Genomic DNA, 15,942 nt, shown 5'->3' on the forward strand with positions numbered 1-15,942 from the left:
GCGTTTAAGGTGGCGATGACGGCCTGTGTCAGGAAGCTGGTGACAATCCTGAATGCGATGGTGCGGGACAATAAAAAATGGGTGGCAGAATAGCAGTCAGCCGTTGACTTTGAACACAGCTGCTCACCCCGGCCCTCTCCCACGGGAGAGGGAGAAGATACTAAAACGGCAGCCGTCTGGTTGCCGTTTTGCGTTTATCCTGTGCGGTGTGATGCCCTCACGCCGGCCTTCTCCCACGGGAAGAGGGGGAAAAGACTAAAACGGCAACCGTCTGGTTGCCGTTATGCGTTTAGCTTGCTTAGAACCAGGCTTCCCACATCGCACCGACGTTGAAATCGTCGAGCGTTTCGTCTTTGGTGCCATTTACGCGCGCGGTGCGCTGGTTATCCACCTTGCCGCCGGTCACGTAAAAGCGCAGCATCGGACGGAATTCCGGTCCCATTGCGATAGACATGTTCTGGGAGAGCGTCAGCTTCCAGCCTTTGTTATCGCCGCCGTTGTCATAGTCAACATGCTGCCAGCCTGCTTCCAGCCAGGTAGAGTGAACGTCGTTCCACCAGTGCATTGGACGCACAATCGCATTGTAGTTTTTGCGGTTGTCGGTGTTGTCGCGGCTATTGTCATAGTCGTGGAAGGCCAGGATGTACTCCACCTGTGTTGCCTGGGTGAATTTATACAACCCTTCGAAGCTCGCGTATACCGTGGTCAAGTCTTCGGTTTTGTTGAACACGCTGTTGTCTGAGTTATCAGAGTAACGGGCGATGACTTTGTTCACGCCGCTGTCGTTGGTGTGGCTCAGCACCACGCCGCCCTGCCAGGCGTTCAGGCGTTCATCGCTTTCGATGGCTTTCGAGTCAAAGCCGTAGTTAGCGTACAGTTCCAGATCTATTGGGCCGAGCTTCATGCCGTGGATTTTGGAGGTTGCCGCATAGTTGCCTTTATCGCCCGTGCCGGAACCGCCGGTACAGGAAATGCGCGATGGGTTAGAGCCATCGTTTTCAATTTCCGGATTACAGGATTCAACGGCGGCAACGGTCGCGACGTCAAACTGCACGCCACCGATGTCGAAGTTCTTCACCCCGGCGCCCTGGCCGTCGTGGTTCATCCAGAAGTAATCGTTGATGCCCTGTTGTGGGCGCTGGTGGAAATCACGACCGGCCCAGAAATAGGCGTTCGGGTTGGATTCCATAATATTGGTCACGCCAGCGTAAGCTTTTTTGAGGTTAACTTCGTCGCCCCAGTGGTCGATCATGACGTTGATGTCCCAGATCGCGCCGTTCTCGCCTTTGAAGGCTTTCGAGAGCTGGAATTCACCGCCGTTGCCTTCGTTACCCAGACGACCAATCGCGGAGCCGCCATTATAGGAACCGTCGACGGCGACGTATTTCTGGTCGGCAGCCTGGAAATGTGCGCCGTAGCGGGCATAACCGGTAAATTTAACGCCAAAGGGAATCGCCATATCTGGCGATTGCGCCGCGCTTTGCGGCTCCGTCACCACGTCGACTTTTTTGGCGACGGCAGCGTCCATTTTTGCCTGACGCTCTGCCAGGGCTTTATCCACCGCTTTGGCCACAATGGCGTCGATTTGCTCTTGTGTGAAATCCTGCGCAAGTACAGAAATTGGGCAAAGCGCGGCGATAACCGCCATTGTTAATGGAAGTTTTTTAATAATTTTCATTGTCATCTCAATATATTTAAATTTTATTCAGACAATAACCGTCCCATTCTGGACTGACATGAATTGTCGCTATCACCAAATAAGGGGGGTCGATATTTTATAGGTACAGAGGGTCTACAGTATTATCGTAACGATTTCTCCATCACTGATATTTAATTATTAACGCTGATACAGGTGAATAATCTCTTCGGATAATTCACGGGCCAGCAGCGAGTTCATTAAATGATCCTGGGCATGCACCATAATTAAAGTCATCGGCTGACGGGCTTCGCCCGCGTCCTGTTCGATGAGCTTGGTTTGCATATGGTGTGCCTGGCGCGCGTAGCCATCGGCCTCGCGCAGCAGACTTTTTGCTTCGTCAAGATTGCCCTGACGCGCAGCGTGCAGTGCTTCAAAGCACAGGCTGCGCGACTGACCCGCATTGACGATAATTTCCATTACGGCTTCTTCTAATGCGATCATCATTCATTACTCTTTATCAAAACTATTATTCAGAGAAGTGGCAGCAAACCATTCTCCACTTTTCTTAATGGTGCGTTTCTGCGTCGCCAGATCCAGCTGAATAAAGCCGTAGCGATTTTTGTACGCATTACACCATGACCAGTTATCAATAAATGTCCACATATGGTAGCCAAGACAGTTACTGCCTTCGCTAATACCTTTGTGTACCCATTTAAGATGTTCGGAAATAAAGTCGATACGATACTGATCGTTAATTTGACCGTTTTCAATAAAACGCTGCTCGTTTTCGACACCCATACCATTTTCAGAAATAAAGCAGCGTGGGTTGCCGTAATTTTCCCGCAGATTAACGAGAATATCGTAAATACCCGGCTCGTAGATTTCCCAGCCACGGTACGGATTCATTTTACGGCCTGGCATTTCGTAATTATCAAAGAACCACTCCGGCATAAACGGCGCCTTAGGATTCACCGCGCTGTCACGACATTTCACGCGACGCGGCTGATAGTAGTTAATGCCGAGCAAATCGATGGTGCCTTCCGCAATCACCGCGCTGTCGTCAGGCTGACAGGCAGGAAGCTGCTCGTAGGACTTCAACAGCGCGACCAAATCGGCCGGATATTCACCACGCAGCACCGGATCGAGGAAGCTGCGGTTAAACATCAGGTCCGCATAGTGCGCAGCTTTCACATCCTGCGGGTTTTGCGACCGCGGATACGACGGCGTCAGGTTCAGCACGATGCCAATTTCACCGGGATAATGCCCGGCGCGGAAGGCGCGAACCGCCTGCGCATGAGCCAGCACCGTGTTGTACGCGACGGTCGCCGCACGACGGAAATCCACCACGTTCGGATAATGGAAGTCGTAAAGATAACCGCCTTCTACCGGCACAATCGGCTCGTTGAAGGTAAACCAGTGCAGCACGCGATCGCCAAACAGCTCAAAGCAAATCTGCGCGTAGCGGGAATACGCCGCCACGACGTCACGGTTTTCCCAGCCGCCAATCTCCTGCATCGCCATCGGCATGTCGAAGTGGAACAGGGTGATGAACGGTGTAATGCCCTGCTCAAGCAGCTCGTCGAACACCTGATTGTAAAAGTCTACCGCCTGCGGATTCACTTCGCCGACACCGTCGGGGATCAGACGCGCCCAGCTAATCGAGGTGCGAAAGCTGTTATGGTTCAGCTGTTTCAACAGCTGAATGTCCGCTTTCCAGTTCTGACAGAACGTTGAGGTATCCTGCGGCCCCACGCCCTGGTGAAAACGGTTTGGCTCGCGGCCGAACCAGTGATCCCAGGTGGTCAGTCCCTTGCCGTCGCCCTGGCTTTCCCCTTCGGTTTGCAAAGCGGAGCTTGCGCTGCCCCACCAAAAGTTATCGGGAAATGAATATTTCATGATGCTTCCTCTTTGACTTAATGACTTGCAGTCTCAACTGCACCCACGGTCGCCTGGGCTTTTTGCTCTTCGTTTTTCATCAAAGAACGCTCGTAAGCACGCAGGAACGGCAGATACATGATTGCTGACATCACCATACAAATAACGCACATCACGACCGGACTAAACGCCCAGTTGGCGGCCCACGATGCGCCGATTGGGGCAGGCGTAGTCCATGGCGTCAGAGAGACAACTTGTGCGATCCAGCCGAGTTTGGTGGCGCCATACGCCAGGCAGGCGTTAATCAACGGCACGAACACAAACGGGAGGAACAGCATTGGGTTCATGATAATCGGTGCGCCGAACAGAATCGGTTCGTTGATGTTAAAGAAGCTTGGCACCACGCCCATTTTGCCGATAGTGCGCAGGTGCGCCACACGGCTACGCAGCAGCAGGAACGCCAGCGGCAGAGTCGAGCCCACGCCACCAATCAGCAGGTAGTGATCCCAGAAACCTTGCAGATAAACGTGTGGAAGCGCCGCGCCAGCCGCCAGTGCAGCCTGGTTTGCCGACAGGTTCGCCATCCAGAACGGGTTCATAATGCCGGTGACAATCAGCGAACCATGGATACCCGCGAACCAGAAGATCTGGCACAGCAGGACGGAAAGCAGAATGGCAGGCAGGGAATCTGATGCAGAAACCAGCGGCTCCAGCAGGTGCATAATCGCCTGCGGGATAATCATGCCGGTCTGCGCTTCGATGAACAGGTTCAACGGGTGCAGCGTACCGATAACGACCATGACAGGGATCAGGATTTCAAAGGAACGCGCCACGCCGGTTGGGACTTCTTTCGGCAGACGGATCGTCACTTTGTTTTCCTTCAGCCACGCGTAAACGCGGGTGGAGTAGATAGCGGTAATCAGCGCGGTGAAAATGCCCTGGCCGGACATGTACTGCGTGGAGATTTTACCGTCGGCATACGGCGCGGCGACCAGCAGGAACGCCATAAACGCCAGCAGGCCTGACATCACCGGATCGAGATTAAACTGGCGGCCCAGGCTTGCACCAATGCCCACCGAGATAAAGAAGGTCATCACGCCCATGCTGAGGTTAAACGGCAGCATCAGCTGTTCGCGGTAGGTCTGGGAGAAATCAAGCCAGCCGCGCGCAAAACTGTTGGTCGTGTCCGCAGAGAACGGCGGGAAGATGAACACCAGCATAAACGAGCCGATGATCATAAACGGCAGGGCGGCGGTAAAGCCGTCACGGATCGCAATCACATACTTTTGCTGACCGAGCTTGGCCGCCAGCGGGGTAATGGACTGCTCAATCACCGCAACCATGGATTGATATAACGAACTCATGAGAACACCTTCTTAGTGTGACGCTTCGATGAGCGACAGAGCGTAGTCCAGAACCTTATCACCACGCTGCATTCCGTAGTCCATCATATCGATGGCTTGTACCGGAATACCTTGCGTAGCAGCCTTGTCTGCGAGTGTCTTTAACATGTATTTCACTTGGGGTCCGAGAAGCACGACCTGGTATTGCGGAAACTGCGTATCAAATTCGGATACACCGTACGCATCAATCTTCACAGGTAGACCGCGTTCTTCTGCAGCTTCAACCATTTTCCTCACCAGCAGGCTGGTGGACATCCCGGCAGAGCAGCACAGCATAATCTTGAACATCGACAACCATCCTATAAATGTAAAAAGTTATTGCGGGGATGATTGGATAACATATGGAAACCGGTTTCCATCCATAAAGGACAGAAGTGTGACACCCTTCAAAGTCCGTTGCTTATGGGGCTTATTAATAGGATTTGCGTCACGAAATTTGGCGTTTTTGATATCAAAATGAGTGGAAACGGAAAATCGGTTTCCATGGAAAACGGAAACGGATATACTCCTGATTGGCTATAATGTGAGCCGAAGCGGTAACTGGAATTACAGGACTACGTGGGTCCTGTCAGGGGAATATGATGTCTACAATCAACGATGTATCACGTCTGGCCGGGGTGTCAAAAGCCACGGTATCACGGGTGTTGAGCGGGTCGCGCGGCGTTAAGGAAGCCAGCCGTGAGGCCGTATTAAAAGCGGCGGATGAGCTGAACTATCGGCCAAACGTCATTGCGCAGTCGCTGCTGAGCCAATCGACCGGCTGTATCGGTGTTATTTGCGCGCAGGATAATATCAACCAGACGACCGGTTATCTGTACGCGCTGGAAAAACAGCTCAGTCAGCATCAAAAACACCTGCTGCTGCGCTTCGCAAACACGAAAAGTGAAGTGCTGAATGCACTTGATGAACTCTCCTGCGGACTTTGCGATGACATCCTGATTATCGGTGCGCGTTTCCCTCTGCATGTCGATCAGGAAAACGTCATTCTGGTGGACTGCATGGAGTCAGATTACGCCAATAGCATCCAGTTTGATCACGCCTTTGCCGCCGAAACCGCCTGTAATTATCTTACCAGCCAGGGCCGCCGTCAGATTGCGCTGATCCAGCCGCAGGGCAGTGGTTTTGCCGATCAGGTGCTGCTCGGGTATAAACACGCGCTGGAGAAAAACTTCCTGCCGTTTAATCGTAATCTGGTGTTTATGGACGCCACATCGTCATCCGTGGCGTTGCAGGAATTGCTCAATAACGCCACAACGCTGAATTTTAATGCGCTGTTGGTGGCGGATGAGCAAGAAGCGCATCGCGTGATCCCGCAGCTGCAGGCGTTCAATAAATCGGTGCCGGAAGACATCATGGTCTTTAGTCTGGCCGGTTCGCTGCATCTGCCAGGGATCCCAACCATTCCGGCGATTGAGTATTCGATGGATGCTATGGCGGCGCGGATTGTGGCGTGGCTCAATGAAAAAACGCAGATGCTCGGTTCATACGTTTTGCGGGGTGATTTGATTATCCCGGATATCCGTAAGCGTTAAAAAAAGCGTGAAGCTTCGGCTTCACGCTCAGTAATCTTCCATGCAATCGACCTTTCCCACCGCCTCCCAGTAGTTATCCAGATTGTCGCGTTCCATCGCCAGCATGGCGTTTTTAATCAGCAGCTTATTCGCCTCCGAAGACAAAATCATGGTCTGCCACTGTTTATCGGTCTGCTTGCTCTGAGGCGAACAGACTTTTTTAATATCTTTCATCACGACTTGTTTAATTTTCTCATCTTTAGCCGGATCCCGCGTCTCCTTCGCATGGACGAAGGCGGCAAAAAGCAAACAGACAACCAGGCAAAACAGGTGTGCAACTTTCATTGAAACCCCCGAAAAAAACACGCATTGTCTTCTGAAATATATAGTTACATTCATGGTTGCGATTCAAGTCGAAAGTATGAAATTGATCGTTCGCGGGTATGAGACGTTTTAAGCGTAGCCGCAGATTTTGCCGCGCTCTATTGCCTGAAAAAATATTTATTCGCTGCTGAAAATGCACGCGGTGAGTTTGCTATTTATGGGGCCGGGGAATTATTCTTGAGTGAATCATTGCGCTAAAAACAAGGAGATAAGAATGCAACTGAGCGTCACTAACACGATTACTGCCCATGAGAAAGATGAACTCCTGAGCGGATTACGTTCTCACAACCGTCAGTATATTAATTTTGCCAACGTGAGCGGAGACGTGGCGGTTTATGCGCGTGATGAAGATGGCGTGATGATCGGTGGGCTGATTGGCAACCGCAAAGGGGAATGGCTGAATATTGATTATTTGTGGGTCAGCAGCGATGCGCGCGGCACCGGACTCGGGAGTCAAATTATGCAGGCCGCCGAAGAGGAGTCAAAACGCATGGGATGCCTGCACGCGCTGGTGGACACGTTTAGCTTTCAGGCGCGCCCGTTTTATGAAAAACAGGGCTATCGGCTGCAAATGACCCTGGATGATTTCCCGCTGAAAGGCATGCAGCGCCATTACCTGTCGAAGGCGCTCTAACCGCCGATCCCCTCGCCAATCACGGCCAGCGCATGTCTCACGATAATTTCCGGTGAGAGCACTTTTAGCCTTTCGTCGTTGCGCATCCGCGAGAATGGCACCAGCACCAGGCTTAATAAGGTGGTGAAGAGCAACTCTGGCGCAAGCTCGCGGTTCAGTTTGCCCTCCTGTTGCCAGCGCGCAATGCTGGCAAGCGTCGCCTGATATTTATCATCACCAAAGCGTGCCTGTAGATGGGTGCGCAGCACCGGCATTTCGCCAATGACTTCCTGCATCCACAGCGGCGCGAACCAGTGATATTGCCCGGCGAGTTCCGCCAGTTTTTTTACCATCAATGTCAGGGCCGTGACGGGATCATCCGGGTGTGCGTCAAAAACCGCGCCGATCGCGCTGCGAAGTGGCAGGAAACGCTCCTCAACCATCGCGTCGAGCAGTTGCTCACGAGAATTGAAATAGTAATGCAGCATGGCTGGCGTCACGCCCGCTTCTTTTGCAATGGCGTTGAGCGACGTATTCGCGATGCCCTGGCGGGAAAACAGATCAAGGGCAATATCCAGCAATCGTTCCCGGCCGGTGGCTGTGGGCTTTGTTCCACGCGGGCGTCCGGGGCGACGGCCCTGCGGCGTGGATTCAGAATGGTCCTTTTGTGCTGGCATAGTATGCGGATTCCTTGACGTGATTCATCACTTGGATGAATATTAATTATCTCATTAATTAATTTCAAGTGGTGTCTTATGGCGTCTGACTCGACGACTCAACCCGCTGTCGGCAAAAACGCCCCCTCGATCCGGCTGCTGTTCAGCGCGTTACTCCTGGTCATGCTGTTATCCGCGCTCGACCAAACCATTGTTTCCACGGCGCTGCCCACGATTGTGGGTGAGTTGGGCGGCCTGGATAAGCTTTCGTGGGTGGTCACCGCGTATATTCTCAGCTCAACGATTGCCGTACCGCTGTACGGTAAGTTTGGCGATCTGTTTGGCCGAAAAATGGTTCTGCAAATCGCGATTGTACTCTTCCTTGTGGGTTCCGCGCTCTGCGGGCTGGCGCAAAATATGACGCAACTGGTGCTCATGCGCGCCCTGCAAGGCCTGGGTGGCGGTGGGCTGATGGTGATCAGCATGGCGGCAGTGGCGGATGTGATTCCTCCTGCCGACCGTGGCCGCTATCAGGGGTTGTTCGGCGGCGTGTTTGGCCTGGCGACCGTCATCGGGCCGCTGATCGGCGGCTTTATCGTGCAGCACGCTTCCTGGCGCTGGATTTTTTATATCAATCTGCCGCTGGGATTGTTTGCCTTGATGGTCATCGGCGCGGTGTTTCACAGTAGCGGCAAACGCAGCGAGCATGAAATCGACTATCTGGGGGCGTTTTATCTCAGCATGGTGCTGCTGTGTATCATCCTTTTCACCACCGAAGGCGGGACGATACGCGAATGGAGCGATCCGCAGCTGTGGTGCATTTTAGCCTTCGGGCTGACGGGGATTGCCGGGTTTATTTATGAAGAGCGCCTGGCGTGGGAGCCGATTATTCCCCTGTCGCTGTTCCGCGATCGCAGCTTCCTGCTGTGCAGCCTGATCGGCTTTATCATCGGGATGTCGCTGTTTGGCTCGGTAACGTTCCTGCCGCTCTATTTGCAGGTGGTCAAAAATGCCACCCCGACGCAGGCGGGGCTACAGCTGATCCCGCTGATGGGCGGCCTGCTGCTGACCTCGATCGTCAGCGGGCGCATTATCAGCCGCACCGGGAAATACCGTCTGTTTCCGATTCTCGGCACTCTTTTGGGCGTGATCGGTATGGCGTTACTGACACGGATCACCATTGATTCGCCGACCTGGCAGCTGTACCTGTTTACCGGCGTATTGGGGATGGGGTTAGGGCTGGTGATGCAGGTGCTGGTACTGGCGGTGCAAAATAGCGTTTCGTCCAGTCAGTATGGCGTGGCCACGTCCGGGGTGACGCTGTTCCGCTCGATTGGCGGGGCGATTGGCGTCGCGCTGTTTGGTGCCGTGTTCACGCATGTTCTGCAATCCGGACTGATTGAACGCTTACCGGAAGGGACAGAACTGCCGCGCGAACTCAATCCGGTCGCCATTCACCATCTGCCGGACGCCCTGCGTCTCAGCTATCTGGATGCATTTGGGGCGGCGATCCATGCCGTATTCTTAATGGCGGCAGGGATTATGGTACTGGCGTTTGTCCTGTCATGGTTTTTACGTGAATCGCCGCTGCGCCGGGATAATGCGCATCCGTAGCACATAAAAATGGTCGTCCGATTTTCGGTTGTGGGGGATGAGTCGAACGCGCCACACTCATCAGGCACACCCTATAACCGGAGACAACCATGCACTTTGCCGCGCTTCATCACCAAACCGCACCGCTTATTATCGCCAACGTCTGGGATGCCAGTAGCGCCCTGGCTGCACACCAGGCCGGATATCGTGCCCTCGGCACATCCAGCGCGGCGATTGCCGCCATGCTGGGTTACGACGACGGCGAGGCTATCTCGTTTGATGAGCTTTTATTTATAGTGACACGTATTCGGGCGGTCACCGCGTTACCGCTCAGTGTCGATCTGGAAGCCGGCTATAGCGAAACGACAACCGGCATCATTGAAAATATCCAGCGTCTGGCGCAGCTCGGCGTCGTGGGCATCAATCTTGAAGACAGCCGAGTGATCCACGGCGAACGTCAGCCGGAAAATGCTTCTGCATTTGCCACAAAGCTCGGGCAAATTCGCCAGGCGTGCCCTGAAATGTTCCTGAATATTCGCACCGACGGTTTTTTGTTAAATGACGACAACGCGCTGAACGAGACCCGCCGCCGCGGTCTCTTGTATGCGGCGAACGGCGCTGACGGGTTTTTCGTGCCTGGCGTAACCCGTGAACAGGATATCCGCGCGCTCGTTCGTGATGTTCCCCTGCCGCTGAATGTGATGTGTATGCCCGATCTGGCCGATTTCGGCACGCTCGCCGCATCAGGCGTGCGGCGTATCTCCATGGGAAATTTTGTCCATTCTGCGATACAAACGCGGCTAAAGGATTTACTGTTAACGATCCAAAATGAGCAGTCCTTCGCGGGAGTTTTCAGCCATGAAAGTCACTGACAGCAGCCAGTGCGATACCTGGTATCAGGCGTTGCTCGACCGCGCGACGGAGTTCACGGGCGTCTTTTTCGTGGGCGTCAGAACCACCGGCGTCTTCTGCATCTCGGTCTGCCGGGCGCGCAAGCCAAAGCGTGAAAACGTCGATTTTTATGATGATTTTAAATCTGCGCTGGATGCAGGTTTCCGCCCCTGCAAAGTGTGTCGTCCCACTGAAAATGCCTTTACCGCCCCGGATTTCATCGTGCAGGCACTCCGTATACTGCGTGAGAATCCAAAAGCGCGCGTGAGTGACACTGAGCTGCGCCAACAAGGGATCGGCCCGGAGCGCGTCCGCCGCTGGTTTTTGCAAAACCATGGCATGACCTTTCAGGCATTTCAGCGGATGCAGCGGGTTAACGTGGCGCTGCAGGCGCTAAAAAGTGGCCGCACGGCCACCGAAGTCGCGTTCGACAGCGGCTATGAATCCTTAAGCGGATTCGGTTACACCTGTAAAAAACTCACAGGGCATGCGCCGAGCGAAAGCCGCCAGGTGATTCTGATCCATCGTTTCACCACGCCTCTCGGCCCGATGTTTGTGTGTGCGACGGAGCGCGGCGTCTGTTTGCTGGAATTTGTCGACAGGCGGATGCTGGAAACCGAGTTCAGTGACTTGCAGCGTTTGCTGAAGGCCAGAATCATGGCAGGTGAAAATCGGCATACCCGTCAGATGGAAACGGAGATAGGGGAATATTTTGCGGGCACTCGTCAGCAATTTGATATCGCCCTTGATATGCCAGGAAGTGAGTTTCAGCGCACCGTCTGGGACGCGTTACAGACCGTGCCTTTTGGTGAAACGTCGCATTATCAGGCGCTGGCAAAACAGATCGACAAACCCGCAGCGGTGCGTGCCGTGGCGGGGGCAAACGGCGCAAACCGAGTCGCGATCGTTATTCCCTGCCATCGCATTATCGGCAAAGACGGTTCATTGACCGGGTATGGCGGCGGAATAGCGCGTAAAGCGTGGCTTATCGCCCACGAAAAAAAGCACCGTTGAGCGGGATATACCTTTTTCTTCTGATTGATTCCTTTTCGGTTTTTCGCCCGCCGCTGCGTTATCGATATAGTCGTGAAAACGTCTATCAAAAGGAATGGTCTCGTGAAACTGAAATTCGGTGCATTACTGCTGGCGGGCCTGCTGCTCGCGGGCTGTGACCAAAGCGGCAGTAATGCCAAACATATTAAAGTCGGCGTAATCAACGGCGCAGAGCAAGATGTGGCAGAAGTTGCCAAAAAAGTGGCGAAAGAGAAATACGGTCTGGAGGTCGAGCTGGTGGGCTTCAGTGGCTCACTTCTGCCAAACGATGCGACCAATCAGGGCGAACTGGATGCGAACGTGTTCCAGCATCGTCCGTTCCTGTCCGAGGATAACAAAGCGCACAACTATAAGCTGGTGGCGGTCGCCAATACGTTTGTCTTCCCGATGGCGGGGTACTCGCGCAAGGTGAAATCCGTTTCCGAGCTGCAAGACGGCGCAACGATTGCTATTCCAAACGATCCGACCAACCTTGGCCGTGCGCTGTTGCTGCTGCAAAATCAAAAACTGATCACGCTTAAACCCGATACCGGGCTGCTGCCGACGGCGCTGGACATCACCGCCAATCCGAAGAACCTGAAAATCATGGAGCTGGAAGGCGCGCAACTCCCGCGTGTGCTGGACGACCCTAAAGTGGACGTGGCGATTATCAGCACCACCTATCTCCAGCAAACGGGCCTGTCGCCTGTGCATGACGGCGTATTTATCGAAGATAAAAACTCGCCTTACGTGAACATTGTCGTGACGCGCGAAGACAACAAAGACGCAGAGAACGTAAAGGAATTTATTCAGTCGTATCAGTCGCCGGAAGTGGCGAAAGCGGCGGAAAAAATCTTCAACGGCGGGGCCGTTCCGGGCTGGTAATGAAAGAAAGGCCTATAACGTTACGTTACACGCCTCTTTGGGTTACTTCAGATTGCCCTGGAAGAACGACGTCAACTTAGCAAACGGAATCAGGTCGGTACGGTCGTACAGATCTACGTGGCCAGCGTTCGGTACCACGACCAGCTCTTTGGGTTGTCCGGCGCGTTTGTAGGCGTCTTCGCTAAATTCTTTTGAATGCGCTTTATCGCCGGTGATAAACAGCATCGGACGCGGAGAAATGGTCTCGATGTCGTTGAACGGATAGAAGTTCATAAACTTACCTATGCTGCTTAACATCGGTTTAGTGGTCAGCGCTTCTTTCTCGCCCTTCGGCGTAAAACCGCCGCGCGCGGTGCGGTAAAAATCAAAGAACTCGCGCTGGATTTCCGGCGTTGAGGCATCGATTTTATTAACCGTTCCAGGAACATAGGCGATCTCACCGCCTTTAAACTCGTTCAAACGCTGATCGACGGCTGATTTAATCAGTGCCTTGCGCTGCTCAAGTGAGAAACGATGATTCAGCCCATTGCGCAACGCAGAGCCCATGTCATACATGCTAACCGTGGCGATGGCTTTCATGCGCGGGTCAATTTTGGCCGCGCTTATCACGAAGCTGCCGCTTCCGCAGATACCCAGTGCGCCAATATTTTCCGGATCAACAAATGGCTGTGTGCTCAGATAATCCACTGCGGCGCTAAAATCGTCGGCGTAAATTTCCGGCGAGACCAGATGCCCTGGTTTGCCTTCACTTTCGCCCCAGAAAGAGAGATCAATCGCCAGCGTGACAAACCCTTGTTCAGCCAGCTTTTGCGCATACAGATTCGAGCTTTGCTCTTTCACCGCGCCCATCGGATGCCCGATGACAATCGCCGGATGTTTAGCGTTCTGATCCATCCCTTTCGGCATAAACAAATTACCGACGACGTTCATCTGATACTGATTTTTGAACGTTACTTTTTGCTGAGTCACTTTCTCGCTTTTAAAGAAATTATCAGCGCCATTAGACATATCGGCGGCGGATACGGCAAAGGTGCCGATCAGCAACCCCAGCGCCATGGTGAATCTTTTCATGATGAACTCCTGTTGTGTGTGTCGTTGCGTGAGGTGAAAAAGGCTAGTAATGCGGCGGTGATGAGCAATGCTCCGCTAAGTGCAAAAGTGGTCTGCCAGCCGCTGTAGTCGAAAGCCAGGCCGCCGACGGTGGAACCGAGCGCGAGGGAGAGTTGCACCACGGCCACCATCAGGCCACCGCCTGCTTCGGCATCGTCAGGAAGCGTTCTGGCCACCCATGTCCACCAGCCGACGGGAGCGGCTGTCGCGACCAGCCCCCAGATGCCCAGCAGAATGGCGACGGCAGTCAGGCTGTGGCCGAAACCCATCAGCGCGGCGGTAATCAGCGCCATCACCAGGGGGATAACAATCAGCGTGCGATAAAATCCGGATTGCAAAAACGTACCGATCAGCAGCGTGCCAATGAAGCCCGCGACGCCAATAATCAGCAACATCAGGGACAGAATTGGCGCGCTGACCACGGTGACGGTTTCCAGAAAAGGTCGAACATAGGTGAACAGCGCAAACTGCCCCATAAAGAAAATCCCGCACGCCGCCATGCCTTTTGCGACCAGCGGTGTCTTCAGAAGTGAGAAAACGCTGCCGGAGCGCCTTCTATTATTTTCCGTTGACATGGCAGGCAGGCTGAACCACTGCCAGACGAACGCGATAAGCGCCACGGGAACCAGACAGAAAAATGCACCGCGCCAGCCGATTGTCGATCCCAGCCAGCTACCGAGCGGGGCGGCGACAACGGTGGCCAGGGCATTTCCGCCGTTGAAAATCGCCAGCGCGCGCGGCACCTGATGCAGCGGCACAAGCCGAATGGCGGTGGCGGCCGATAGCGACCAAAATCCCCCAATCGCCACGCCAATTAACGCGCGTCCCGCCATATAAAGGGGGTAATTAGGCGCGAGCGCGATGATCAGACCCGACACCGCCATCAGCACGGTCATGCCGAGCAGCAAATATTTGCGGTTCATGCTGCCCGCAAGTGTCGAAAGGGAAAGACTCATCACCACCGCGAAAGCACCTGAAATAGCCATTCCGAGTCCAGCCAGTCCTTCGCTGACACCCAAATCATGTGACACCGGCGTCAGCAGGCTGACAGGCATAAATTCTGAGGCCACAAGCGCGAACGCGCACAGCGTCATTGCCAGCACGCCGCTCCAGTAAGCACGCATCTGGCGCGCAGGTGTTTCGTTTAAGATTGCGGTCATATCTCATTACCTTGTTGATCATGTTGGCCAAATTTGGGCAAGCCGGGGCCGTGCGCCATTCAGGGGAATAACGCGAGCAGGTGAAATTAGGTGTGTTTGATGTCTGTCAGTGGTGAAAATTTTTACACGCGGGTTAGGGTTTGACTAGCTAATCAATACTTAATGGGCTTATAAGTGATGCTTATTAATCGGACTAAAAGAGAACGAGATGAAGCGCAATCTTAACGATCTGTTTGCTTTCGTCACTGTCGCGCGCGAGGGGAGTTTTACCCGCGCGGCGGCGCAGCTGGGCGTGACGCAACCCGCCTTGAGTCAGGCGATTACTGGCCTGGAAAACCGGATGCAAATCCGCCTGCTGACGCGCACGACGCGCAGCGTGTCGCCGACCGCTGCCGGAGAACGTCTTTTAAACGCGATCGGTAACCGTTTTGATGAAATAGAAGCGGAGCTGGATATGCTAAGTGAACTGCGCGACAAACCTGCGGGCACGGTGCGGATCACCTGCGGACCGAGCGTCCTTAAAGAAACGCTCTTTCCGAAATTAACGCCGCTTTTGCGGGAATACCCTGATATTCACGTTGAGTTCGACGCGAATCATGGTTTTCGCGATATTGTCGCCGATCGTTTTGATGCCGGGGTGCGCATGGGCGACACCATCGATAAAGACATGATCGCCGTGCCTATCGGCCCGCAGCTGCGGATGGCGGCGGTGGCCTCTCCAGACTATTTCTCTCGATTTCCCATTCCGCAAACGCCGCACGAACTCACGCAGCATCAATGCATTAATCAACGTCAAATTAAATCAGGCGGATTGTATGTCTGGGATTTCGATCAGGACGGCGGCGATCTGAACGTGCGCGTCAGCGGGCAACTGACCTTTAACACCTCAGATCATATCGTGGATGCGGCGCTGGCAGGCTTTGGTGTGGCGTTTTTACCGGAAGAAGAGTTTGGCGATCATATTGCTGCCGGGCGGCTCATTCGCGTCCTTGAGCCGTGGTGCCAGCCGTTTCCCGGTTATTACCTTTATTACCCCAGCCGTAAACAGCCGTCACCGGCCTTTTCTCTGGTGATGGAGGCATTACGGGTGCGGTAAAATTGGCCCGATTCCATCGATCATCGCCCATGAGCCCACATATTGCGGCGTGAGGGCGGGTTATTCTTTTTGCATCATCTGATAGAGGAATAAC

At 53.8% G+C, this 15,942-nt stretch carries 16 protein-coding genes; 7 read left to right on the plus strand and 9 right to left on the minus strand.

Annotation, left to right across the window (positions count from 1 at the left end; translation table 11 throughout):
- Positions 1 to 298 precede the first annotated feature (298 nt).
- From ACKI5T_RS04275 to ACKI5T_RS04295, 5 genes are all read right to left on the minus strand, one after another.
- Positions 299 to 1,678 carry a carbohydrate porin gene (locus ACKI5T_RS04275; RefSeq protein ID WP_407435785.1) on the minus strand — a complete coding sequence of 460 codons (1,380 nt, stop codon included), beginning with the start codon at positions 1,676 to 1,678 and terminating at the stop codon, positions 299 to 301.
- 159 nt (positions 1,679 to 1,837) lie between these two features.
- Positions 1,838 to 2,140, minus strand: coding sequence for a PTS lactose/cellobiose transporter subunit IIA (locus ACKI5T_RS04280; protein ID WP_072241990.1), 303 nt, complete (start codon positions 2,138 to 2,140; stop codon positions 1,838 to 1,840).
- A gap of 6 nt (positions 2,141 to 2,146) precedes the next feature.
- The gene (locus ACKI5T_RS04285) at positions 2,147 to 3,535 is read right to left on the minus strand and encodes a glycoside hydrolase family 1 protein (protein ID WP_407435787.1); all 1,389 of its coding nucleotides are present in this window, start codon (positions 3,533 to 3,535) and stop codon (positions 2,147 to 2,149) included.
- 17 nt (positions 3,536 to 3,552) lie between these two features.
- Positions 3,553 to 4,878: a PTS sugar transporter subunit IIC gene (locus ACKI5T_RS04290; RefSeq protein WP_407435789.1), complete on the minus strand. Its 1,326-nt coding sequence runs from the start codon at positions 4,876 to 4,878 to the stop codon at positions 3,553 to 3,555.
- Between the two features lie 12 nt (positions 4,879 to 4,890).
- Positions 4,891 to 5,205: a PTS sugar transporter subunit IIB gene (locus ACKI5T_RS04295; protein WP_407435791.1), complete on the minus strand. Its 315-nt coding sequence runs from the start codon at positions 5,203 to 5,205 to the stop codon at positions 4,891 to 4,893.
- Positions 5,206 to 5,498: 293 nt separating this feature from the next.
- Here ACKI5T_RS04295 and ACKI5T_RS04300 point away from each other — a divergent pair, with 293 nt between their 5' ends.
- Positions 5,499 to 6,449, plus strand: a complete 951-nt coding sequence (locus ACKI5T_RS04300; RefSeq protein ID WP_133632223.1) for a LacI family DNA-binding transcriptional regulator — start codon at positions 5,499 to 5,501, stop codon at positions 6,447 to 6,449.
- A gap of 27 nt (positions 6,450 to 6,476) precedes the next feature.
- Here ACKI5T_RS04300 and ACKI5T_RS04305 read toward each other — a convergent pair whose 3' ends face one another.
- The gene (locus tag ACKI5T_RS04305; RefSeq protein WP_407435792.1) at positions 6,477 to 6,773 is read right to left on the minus strand and encodes a YicS family protein; all 297 of its coding nucleotides are present in this window, start codon (positions 6,771 to 6,773) and stop codon (positions 6,477 to 6,479) included.
- Positions 6,774 to 7,026: 253 nt separating this feature from the next.
- Between ACKI5T_RS04305 and ACKI5T_RS04310 the strand changes: the two genes are divergently transcribed.
- Complete coding sequence (locus tag ACKI5T_RS04310) at positions 7,027 to 7,446, plus strand: GNAT family N-acetyltransferase (protein WP_407435794.1); 420 nt, start codon at positions 7,027 to 7,029, stop codon at positions 7,444 to 7,446.
- Here the strand turns inward: ACKI5T_RS04310 and ACKI5T_RS04315 are convergent.
- A complete protein-coding gene (locus ACKI5T_RS04315) occupies positions 7,443 to 8,102 on the minus strand; it encodes a TetR/AcrR family transcriptional regulator (protein WP_407435796.1) in 660 nt (219 codons plus the stop codon). The two genes, ACKI5T_RS04310 and ACKI5T_RS04315, sit on opposite strands and share 4 nt — an antisense overlap.
- 78 nt (positions 8,103 to 8,180) lie before the next feature.
- Between ACKI5T_RS04315 and ACKI5T_RS04320 the strand changes: the two genes are divergently transcribed.
- The 4 genes from ACKI5T_RS04320 (at position 8,181) to nlpA (ending at position 12,482) form a co-directional block, all read left to right on the plus strand.
- Positions 8,181 to 9,695 (plus strand): MDR family MFS transporter, encoded by a 1,515-nt coding sequence (locus ACKI5T_RS04320; RefSeq protein ID WP_407435798.1) that lies wholly within the window; start codon positions 8,181 to 8,183, stop codon positions 9,693 to 9,695.
- An 89-nt stretch (positions 9,696 to 9,784) separates the two neighbouring features.
- Positions 9,785 to 10,546 carry an isocitrate lyase/phosphoenolpyruvate mutase family protein gene (locus ACKI5T_RS04325; protein ID WP_407435800.1) on the plus strand — a complete coding sequence of 254 codons (762 nt, stop codon included), beginning with the start codon at positions 9,785 to 9,787 and terminating at the stop codon, positions 10,544 to 10,546.
- Positions 10,533 to 11,579 (plus strand): bifunctional transcriptional activator/DNA repair enzyme AdaA, encoded by a 1,047-nt coding sequence (locus ACKI5T_RS04330; protein ID WP_407435802.1) that lies wholly within the window; start codon positions 10,533 to 10,535, stop codon positions 11,577 to 11,579. Before ACKI5T_RS04325 ends, ACKI5T_RS04330 begins: the two co-directional genes overlap by 14 nt.
- Before the next feature lie 102 nt (positions 11,580 to 11,681).
- Positions 11,682 to 12,482, plus strand: a complete 801-nt coding sequence (gene nlpA, locus ACKI5T_RS04335; protein WP_407435804.1) for a lipoprotein NlpA — start codon at positions 11,682 to 11,684, stop codon at positions 12,480 to 12,482.
- Positions 12,483 to 12,524: 42 nt separating this feature from the next.
- Here nlpA and ACKI5T_RS04340 read toward each other — a convergent pair whose 3' ends face one another.
- Together ACKI5T_RS04340 and ACKI5T_RS04345 are read right to left on the minus strand one after the other, a co-directional pair.
- Entirely contained in the window at positions 12,525 to 13,553 is a 1,029-nt protein-coding gene (locus ACKI5T_RS04340) for an alpha/beta hydrolase (protein WP_407435806.1), read from the minus strand.
- The gene (locus tag ACKI5T_RS04345) at positions 13,550 to 14,752 is read right to left on the minus strand and encodes an MFS transporter (RefSeq protein WP_407435808.1); all 1,203 of its coding nucleotides are present in this window, start codon (positions 14,750 to 14,752) and stop codon (positions 13,550 to 13,552) included. Before ACKI5T_RS04345 ends, ACKI5T_RS04340 begins: the two co-directional genes overlap by 4 nt.
- A gap of 208 nt (positions 14,753 to 14,960) precedes the next feature.
- Here ACKI5T_RS04345 and ACKI5T_RS04350 point away from each other — a divergent pair, with 208 nt between their 5' ends.
- On the plus strand, positions 14,961 to 15,848 hold the full coding sequence (locus ACKI5T_RS04350; RefSeq protein ID WP_011915317.1) for a LysR family transcriptional regulator: 888 nt from the start codon (positions 14,961 to 14,963) through the stop codon (positions 15,846 to 15,848).
- Positions 15,849 to 15,942: the final 94 nt, after the last annotated feature.

The organism is Lelliottia sp. (assembly GCF_045627565.1).
Taxonomy (GTDB): Bacteria; Pseudomonadota; Gammaproteobacteria; order Enterobacterales; family Enterobacteriaceae; genus Enterobacter.